The sequence below is a fragment of the Tenacibaculum sp. M341 genome (assembly GCF_004337695.1).
GTDB lineage: Bacteria > Bacteroidota > Bacteroidia > Flavobacteriales > Flavobacteriaceae > Polaribacter.
Window position 1 is genome coordinate 52,133 of sequence record NZ_SJXJ01000025.1, and the last position, 7,435, is coordinate 59,567.

Annotated in this window: 8 protein-coding genes, 2 tRNA genes and 1 pseudogene; 6 read left to right on the forward strand and 5 right to left on the reverse strand. The window is 28.6% G+C overall.

The window, feature by feature from the left end; all coding sequences use genetic code 11:
- Nucleotides 1-215: 215 nt before the first annotated feature.
- On the forward strand, nucleotides 216-1,277 hold the full coding sequence (locus EYW44_RS19635) for a sensor histidine kinase (RefSeq protein WP_132726782.1): 1,062 nt from the start codon (nucleotides 216-218) through the stop codon (nucleotides 1,275-1,277).
- Complete coding sequence (locus EYW44_RS19640) at nucleotides 1,278-1,973, forward strand: LytR/AlgR family response regulator transcription factor (RefSeq protein ID WP_132726785.1); 696 nt, start codon at nucleotides 1,278-1,280, stop codon at nucleotides 1,971-1,973.
- 13 nt (nucleotides 1,974-1,986) lie between these two features.
- On the opposite strand, the gene EYW44_RS19645 is transcribed toward EYW44_RS19640, so the two are convergent.
- The 3 genes from EYW44_RS19645 to EYW44_RS19655 all read right to left on the reverse strand — a co-directional run bounded on the left by EYW44_RS19645 (nucleotide 1,987) and on the right by EYW44_RS19655 (nucleotide 5,241).
- A complete protein-coding gene (locus EYW44_RS19645) occupies nucleotides 1,987-2,895 on the reverse strand; it encodes an AraC family transcriptional regulator (RefSeq protein ID WP_132726788.1) in 909 nt (302 codons plus the stop codon).
- 157 nt (nucleotides 2,896-3,052) lie between these two features.
- Nucleotides 3,053-4,162, reverse strand: coding sequence for a type 1 glutamine amidotransferase domain-containing protein (locus tag EYW44_RS19650; protein ID WP_132726791.1), 1,110 nt, complete (start codon nucleotides 4,160-4,162; stop codon nucleotides 3,053-3,055).
- A 161-nt stretch (nucleotides 4,163-4,323) separates the two neighbouring features.
- Nucleotides 4,324-5,241 carry an FKBP-type peptidyl-prolyl cis-trans isomerase gene (locus EYW44_RS19655; protein WP_132726794.1) on the reverse strand — a complete coding sequence of 306 codons (918 nt, stop codon included), beginning with the start codon at nucleotides 5,239-5,241 and terminating at the stop codon, nucleotides 4,324-4,326.
- A gap of 77 nt (nucleotides 5,242-5,318) precedes the next feature.
- Here EYW44_RS19655 and EYW44_RS19660 point away from each other — a divergent pair, with 77 nt between their 5' ends.
- Complete coding sequence (locus EYW44_RS19660; protein ID WP_132726797.1) at nucleotides 5,319-5,699, forward strand: RNA-binding S4 domain-containing protein; 381 nt, start codon at nucleotides 5,319-5,321, stop codon at nucleotides 5,697-5,699.
- A gap of 9 nt (nucleotides 5,700-5,708) precedes the next feature.
- Nucleotides 5,709-6,203 (forward strand): phosphoribosyltransferase family protein, encoded by a 495-nt coding sequence (locus EYW44_RS19665; RefSeq protein WP_207893816.1) that lies wholly within the window; start codon nucleotides 5,709-5,711, stop codon nucleotides 6,201-6,203.
- Here the strand turns inward: EYW44_RS19665 and EYW44_RS19670 are convergent.
- Nucleotides 6,184-6,711 carry a shikimate kinase gene (locus EYW44_RS19670; protein ID WP_132726803.1) on the reverse strand — a complete coding sequence of 176 codons (528 nt, stop codon included), beginning with the start codon at nucleotides 6,709-6,711 and terminating at the stop codon, nucleotides 6,184-6,186. The genes EYW44_RS19665 and EYW44_RS19670 overlap by 20 nt on opposite strands.
- Nucleotides 6,712-6,815: 104 nt before the next feature.
- On the opposite strand from EYW44_RS19670, the gene EYW44_RS19675 reads away from it, so the two are divergent.
- Together EYW44_RS19675 and EYW44_RS19680 are read left to right on the forward strand one after the other, a co-directional pair.
- Nucleotides 6,816-6,888 (forward strand) — tRNA-Lys (locus EYW44_RS19675).
- Nucleotides 6,889-6,925: 37 nt separating this feature from the next.
- Nucleotides 6,926-7,008: transfer RNA gene (locus tag EYW44_RS19680), tRNA-Leu, on the forward strand.
- A gap of 313 nt (nucleotides 7,009-7,321) precedes the next feature.
- Here EYW44_RS19680 and EYW44_RS22815 read toward each other — a convergent pair.
- Nucleotides 7,322-7,435 (reverse strand): annotated as a pseudogene (locus EYW44_RS22815) (IS5/IS1182 family transposase); the annotation flags it as partial.

The window sequence follows — 7,435 nt, forward strand, 5'->3', positions numbered from 1 at the left end:
ATAATTAAATTATTCGATGACGAAACTATTGGTATACCATATTCCTTTTGAAAACTGCATACAAACAATGAATAATCGTGGTTAAAAAATCGTTTTACAATGCCTAACTAATTTGTCTACGGAAAACACTTATTAGACATCTTTTAACTTGTATTAGTAGTTAAACTCAAAAAAAGAAGACTAAGATTTGTATTTTTATACCAAACAAATTTACAATGCTAAAAAAACTTCAACAGTTTATTGAAACCTCCAAACTAAAATATCTGATATTCTGGTTGTTGATTTTCACTTTTTCTGCATCAGCTTCATCATGGTACTACAATTCAAACTACGAACTCTTTCTTACTTATGGTGTAAGAACCACTGAACAAATCTTGATGGCTTTTGTTATAGTTGAATTTCTTATTCCGTCTTTCTTAAACAAAAAGAAGAACACTGTTTTTACACTTTTAATGATACTTACTTTACTTTTATTTTATTGTATTTGTACTGTAGTGCATATGTATTATTTAGAGGTTAAGTTTCCGAGTACTTATGTTAGATATATAAAACGTTTTGAAGATCCTTCTCTACTAGGCAGATTTACAAGTTTTGCTGAATTTATATCCAAGTCATTATATCTATTATACCCTACTTTTTTAATTTTAGTGTTAAAATTATATTCTGAAAAACAACATCTTCTTAGAATAAACGAACAAAAAAAATCTGCAGAACTTTCTGCTTTAAAAAACCAATTAAATCCGCACTTTTTATTTAACACTTTAAATAATTTACACGCTTTAACTTTAAAAAAATCTGATGACACCTCTAAAGTGATAGAAAAACTATCACATATTTTAGATTATATTTTATATCGTTGCAATGATAACTACGTAACCATAAGTAATGAAATAGAGCTTATTAACAACTATTTGTCTTTAGAAAAAATTAGGTACGGAGATAGAGTAACTATTAATTTTACTCAAAATGTTAATGGCGATGAAAAAATAGCTCCATTATTATTATTAACGTTTGTTGAAAACGCCTTTAAACACGGAGTTGCTCAAGAAATAGACCAGGCTAAAATTGAAATAGAAATAACCAAAGAAAATGAACAATTAGCTTTTACTATAAAAAACAGTGTTCCTGAATTTGTGGTAGAAAAAACAACATCAACCTCAATTGGATTGAAAAATATAAAAGAACAGTTGGAATTATTATACCCTAAAACACATAGTTTAATCATCAATAATAGTTCTAATTCTTTTGCGGCTTTTTTAAAATTAAATTTAATATAAATGTACAATTGCCTTATTATTGATGATGAGCCCTTGGCTAGAGAATTAATTGAAACGTATTTAGAAAAATTACCTGATTTTAATTTAATAGCTTCTTGTAAAAGTGCTTTAGAAGCAAGTACAATTTTATCGAACACAAAAATTGATTTATTGTTTTTAGATATTGAAATGCCTCAATTAAAAGGTATCGATTTTTTTAAAACATTAGCTTATAAACCTAAAGTAATTTTCACTACAGCTTATCGTGAGTATGCCATAGATGGATTCGAATTAAATGCTGTTGACTACTTGTTAAAACCTATTTTTTTTGAAAGATTCTTCTCTGCTATTCAAAAATTCACTAACTCAACAAAAACTTTAGATAAAGACTTGAAAAATACTGGTTTTCAAGATTTTGTATTTGTAAGTAAATCTAAAAAACAAATCAAAATCTTATTTAAAGAAGTACTTTACATTGAAAGCTTAAAAGACTATATTAAAATACATTACAACAACAATAACACAATTACAATAAAAGAAAGTATTTCTAGTTTTGAAAAACGAATTGATAACCGATTTATACGAATTCATCGCTCTTACATTGTCAATAAAAATAAAATTACAGCTTACACAAAACACGATTTAGAAATAGGTAAAATTGAAATTCCTATTGGTAATAGCTACAAACATAACATGGTTTATTTTGAGAAATTTTAAACATGTATTAGGCCTATTTTTTTCTAAATTCTGAAGGTGTCATTCCAACAAATTTTTTAAAAGAACTATTAAAAGAAGACAAACTACTAAAACCAACACCAAAGGCAATTGAAGCTATTGTATGGTTTTGTGTTTCCTGATTTAAAAGCTCTTTCTTAGCTTCTTCAATTCTTGAAAAGTTCACAAAATCATTAAAATTTTGCTGCGCATATTGATTCACTACTTCAGATACTTTTTGATTTGTTTTCCCTGTCAATTTAGCAATACCAGAAAGCGACAAATCTGGCTCTAAAAACATCTTATCTTCATAAATCAACTTCTTTATAACTCCAAATAATATTAAATCATCATTCTTTTTAAATACTCCTCCGTCAATATCTGTTATTTTTAATTGAAATGCTTTTAAACTCAAAAAATATATAACTACTGAATACATAATAGGTCCGGTTATATACGGAACCATATTTTCAATAATATTCAAGAAATAAGAAAACCATATTACAACAAAGCCTAGTATTAAAAAATGTAACCAACTAAAAATTGCCTTCTGATGCTTCGTTAACAACTCAGAACTATAGCTCTTTTTTACTTTTCGTAAAGTTGAATTTGATATAAAAATATAAAAAGCAAAGTGTAGATAAATGAAAATCAAGAAACTTGCAAATACAATAATCACCGATTCATTTTGAGACTCGTACCATTCTCTTGTTACCATAAAACTAGCTAAAAACATGACTAAAAAAGGCAAAAACTCTAAATAGTAATATTTAGAGAATTTGAAATTAGCACGCAACATAGCAATAACATACCATCTTAGAAGAGGACCTATCAGTAATAAAAAAGCTAATCCAACAAAAATGAACACTGGCTCTAAATCATTTCCAAAATTTAACATTACAGACTTACCTATTCTAAAAGCCATAAAAATTAGTATAAATGCTAATAAATAGTTTGTTAGCAATTCTTTCTTCTTAAAAAAGCAAAGATGAATAGCAAAAGTCACCCCATGTAAAAGACCGGCGCTACTAATAATAATGAGAAGTATATCTAAAAAGCTCAAGTATTCGTTTTTTTCAAATTTAATTATTATTTTCTCTTCTCGATTCTTGTTTCTTAGCAAAAGAAACCAAATTTATCATATCAACGGCAGCTCCTATTTCTCCCTTCATAACAGCAATAATTGAATGTTTAGCTATCAACATTCTATCTAACTTCATTTGATTCTTCACAACCATATTTGTTATCAACTCTTTTGCTTTTTGCTTACCCGACTTACTATAGTTTGATAAAACCTTTACAGCATTTTCTTCTCCTGTAATTTCTCTCAATTTTGGTTTATATCCTAATTGTTTTATCATGTTTTCAGCAACACTCCATGTTGACCATGGGTTTTGACCTGTTATCAAATTACTATCACAACTAACTTGATTCAAATACATTTCTCCTTCAACAAATTCAGCCCCGTTCTCAAGCAATTTATTTTGTAATAAAAACGGAAATATTAATTCAGCATTAGGAATTAACAACAACTCTTCTTCATTTGTAAAACTACTTACTCTTTTATTCTCTAATAATAAATCACCATTATTTAAACGAACATTTACTAAAGCAGCTGGTCCGTGACAAACTGCTCCTATCACTTTACCTTTTTCATAATAATTTCTTACCATTTTCTGTATAACCTTATTTTCAGGAAAATCAAACATAGCTCCCTTCCCTCCTACAAAATAAACTCCTTCATAATTATCTAAATCAACATCTTCTAAAGCTATAGTATTGTTAATTTTATTTTGAATAACTGATGAATTTAAAAAAGCATAATCATATTTTCCCATATCCTCATCATCTATAACCACAGGAGGTCTCCCACCTTCCGGACTTGCAACATCAACATCAAATCCATTGGCTTCAAAAACCAAATATGCTCTTGCCAACTCTGTTAATTCATAACCGGTACTTTTACCACTACTACCTATAGCATCTGTACTGGTAACAACCGTTAAAATCTTTCCTCTCTTTGCTATTTTATTATGAGTCAAATAAGATAAATTTTCTATAGTAGCTATTTCAACTGAAGTATCTTTTTTGGGTATTAAACTTTTAAACCACATTCCAAAACCAACAATTAAAACAATAAAGCTTATTAAGAAAACAGCAATCATTTTTAAAATTCGATATTTACGTAACATAATATTTGTATTTAAATTTTATGCTAAATACCAACTAAACATTGATAAAACCTGTGTAAATGATAATTCCGTCAGAGCAAAAAATAATTCTACAACCTAAAAAAGGTCTTTTGAAATTAATTCAAAAGACCTTTTTAAAAATTTATAATTTCTTATTGTAACTAATCGTCTTGATTAGAATTACGAACATCTATATTCAAATAATCTGGCACATCTGGCTTATTTGGATCATTAAAATCATTTGCAGGATTACCATCTTTGTCAGCATCTTCAAAAAGTGTAGGCACTGTATCTCCATCATCATCTATATCTAAATAGTTAGCTAAATTATCACCATCAGTATCATCATTCCAAGGTAATCCATCACCATCAAGATCTTCATCAATGGAAGCTACTCCATCAGCATCAAGATCTGTTCCTAAAATAACATCTTTTAATTCAACAGAAAACATTAATATCTCATTAGCAAAAACAGCTCCATTACCAATATTTCTATAGGCTAAACCTGAAGGCATAAAAAGAAATGCTTTACCTGAATTTGTAAAAGATATTGGCTCATTAGGATCTGGACTTTCTGGTAAAACACCTCCTATTAAGTTAGGAATTCCGTAAGTCCAACCATCAATTACACTTCCTTTTCCTAATACAAACCAAGTATTTACATTAGAATCGAAAGTTACAGCTGATAATTCTTTAGAATTTAACACCTTTCTTCCAGAGTAATCTACCAATACTGAATCAACAACAGAAGGATTACCTTTTGGTGATCCACCTACAGCAGATATGTATGTATACAATTTATAGTCGATTTCAACATCATTGATCGTTTCCTTGATATCTTGAATTTTTAAATTAGGATCATCATATAAAGTTGTTTTCCCTGTAACCCAAGGCTCAATCGACTCAGAAGTCTCCTCATAATAATGTAATTTTAAAAAATTCACAATACTATCATTATCAATAACAGCTTGACCTGCATGATCAAAATTATCTACTAAAGGGTTCACTCCATTGTCTCCACATGAATACACCATTACAGACAACAAAGCCAACAGTAAAATATTTTTAAACTTTATCATTTATATTTGTTTTGTTTCGCAATTTAGCTTTTTTATACCTTTGCAAAAAGCAATTGAATAAAATTTTAACTTTTTGTATGAGAGTAGACAAATATTTATGGTGTATTAGATTATTTAAAACAAGAAGTATAGCCACAAATGCTTGTAAGAAAGGACAAGTGAAAATTGATGATAAAAACCTGAAACCTTCTAGAGAAATTTATGGTGGAGAAATCATACAGGTTCGAAAAAATCAAATAAACTATAAAATAAGGGTAATTGATATTCCTGAAAGCAGAGTTGGTGCTAAACTAGTTGATTTATACAGAAAAGATATAACTCCTAAAGAAGAATTTGAAAAAACAGAACTTTTAAAATATTCTAAAGATTATTATAGAAAAAAAGGAACAGGAAGACCTACTAAAAAAGATCGAAGAGATATTGAAGAATATTATGATACTAATGAAGAAGATGTTTAAATTTGCCGTATGAACAATGTTATTTTAAACCACTCAGAAATTCTTAATAAAATAAGAAGAATTGCATATCAAATTTACGAGGTTAATTATAAAGAAGATGAAATTGTTATAGCAGGAATTGCTGATAACGGTTACTTTTTAGCAGAAAAAATTGTAGCCACACTTAAAGAAATTTCAGATATTAATGTTACAATTTGTAAAGTTCATATAAACAAGAAACAACCTTTAGAACCTATACATACAGATTTAGATGTAAAAGATTACACCAATAAATCATTGGTTTTAGTAGATGATGTTTTGCACTCTGGCACCACTTTAATTTATGCTATTAAGCATTTTTTAGATGTTCCGCTTAAAAAGTTTAAAACTGCTGTTTTAGTAAACAGAAATCATAAAAAATATCCTGTTAAAGCTGATTTTAAAGGTATTTCTCTTTCCACTTCTATCATGGAAAATGTTGTGGTTGAATTTTTGCCTAATGAAATTAAGGCTTATTTAGAATAATCTCAGCGATCTCTCCTGATATTTCAGAGATTATTTTATCATCCGTTTTAATATTGAATGTTGCTTTTTCATAGAAAAAGCTTCGTTCAAATATGTGCTTCGCTATAAACTCAGGAAGCTCTTCACTTTTTATTCTAGCAACTATAGGACGTTTATCTTGTTCATTTATCAATCTATTACAAATTGTTTTAACAGACGTTTTAAGATAAAATGACATTGAGGAACTTGAATTCTCTATTAAATCCATATTTCCAGCATAACAAGGTGTTCCTCCTCCAAGAGACAAAATAAAATCATCTTCTCGATTTAATAACTCTTTTAAACACTCGCTTTCTTTCAATCTAAAGAATATCTCTCCTTTTTTATCAAAAATTTCAGAAATCGAACTGTTCAAATGGCTCTCTATATAGCTATCTAAATCGATAAATGGCATTTTTAATTTATCTGACAGCTTTTTTCCAACTGCAGATTTACCACTTGCCATATATCCTAACAAAATTATTTTCATCGCTTTAAATTTGTGACGACAAATATCATTAAAAAAAAACAAAAAAAAGTTTTTGCAATTCAAAAAACAGTTATATATTTGCAACCGCTTTCAAGGAAGTAATTGACCGGGTAGCTCAGTTGGTAGAGCATCTCCCTTTTAAGGAGAGGGTCCTGGGTTCGAGCCCCAGCCCGGTCACAAAGTTAAGCTTTACAGCTTAACTTTTTTTGTTTTAGCACGTATGGCGGAATTGGTAGACGCGCAGGCTTGAGGGGCTTGTTCACAACGTGAGTGCGGGTTCGACTCCCGCTATGTGCACTACTCTTTAAAATATTGTTTTTTAGTGTTTTAGCTAAAAGCTAAAAATAAATGAACAACATTAAAAATCAAAAAAGAAGAACAGTACCAAGAAAAGTACCAATTAAACACCTTAAAAATTGTTTTCAGCTCCTAAAGTTATTAGCTATTCACTTTGAAACAAGTTTTTATAGAAATAAAACTTGATAATTGCAGTAATAAATCTTTAAGTTAACTAGAAAGATATTTAAGAGATATACGAGGATCACTATCTGAAGATTTTTAAGTTTAAAAACTATAGTTTAATCTATTTTCTTCTTTTTTAACATTGAAGTCATCTTGACTTTTCAATTTTATGAAATTTCTTTAATCCGATTACAATAAATGCTAGGAAATTAAAGCCTTTCCAACTAGTAATTGTGGTGTCAAATCTATTCAATAAAGAACG

Excerpts from the sequence above, each read along its gene's own strand:
- EYW44_RS19635 (WP_132726782.1), top strand. The coding sequence starts at position 216 with ATGCTAAAAAAACTTCAACAGTTTATTGAAACCTCCAAACTAAAATAT.
- EYW44_RS19640 (WP_132726785.1), top strand. The coding sequence starts at position 1,278 with ATGTACAATTGCCTTATTATTGATGATGAGCCCTTGGCTAGAGAATTA.
- EYW44_RS19645 (WP_132726788.1), bottom strand. The coding sequence starts at position 2,895 with ATGGCTTTTAGAATAGGTAAGTCTGTAATGTTAAATTTTGGAAATGAT.
- EYW44_RS19650 (WP_132726791.1), bottom strand. The coding sequence starts at position 4,162 with ATGTTACGTAAATATCGAATTTTAAAAATGATTGCTGTTTTCTTAATA.
- EYW44_RS19655 (WP_132726794.1), bottom strand. The coding sequence starts at position 5,241 with ATGATAAAGTTTAAAAATATTTTACTGTTGGCTTTGTTGTCTGTAATG.
- EYW44_RS19660 (WP_132726797.1), top strand. The coding sequence starts at position 5,319 with ATGAGAGTAGACAAATATTTATGGTGTATTAGATTATTTAAAACAAGA.
- EYW44_RS19665 (WP_207893816.1), top strand. The coding sequence starts at position 5,709 with ATGAACAATGTTATTTTAAACCACTCAGAAATTCTTAATAAAATAAGA.
- EYW44_RS19670 (WP_132726803.1), bottom strand. The coding sequence starts at position 6,711 with ATGAAAATAATTTTGTTAGGATATATGGCAAGTGGTAAATCTGCAGTT.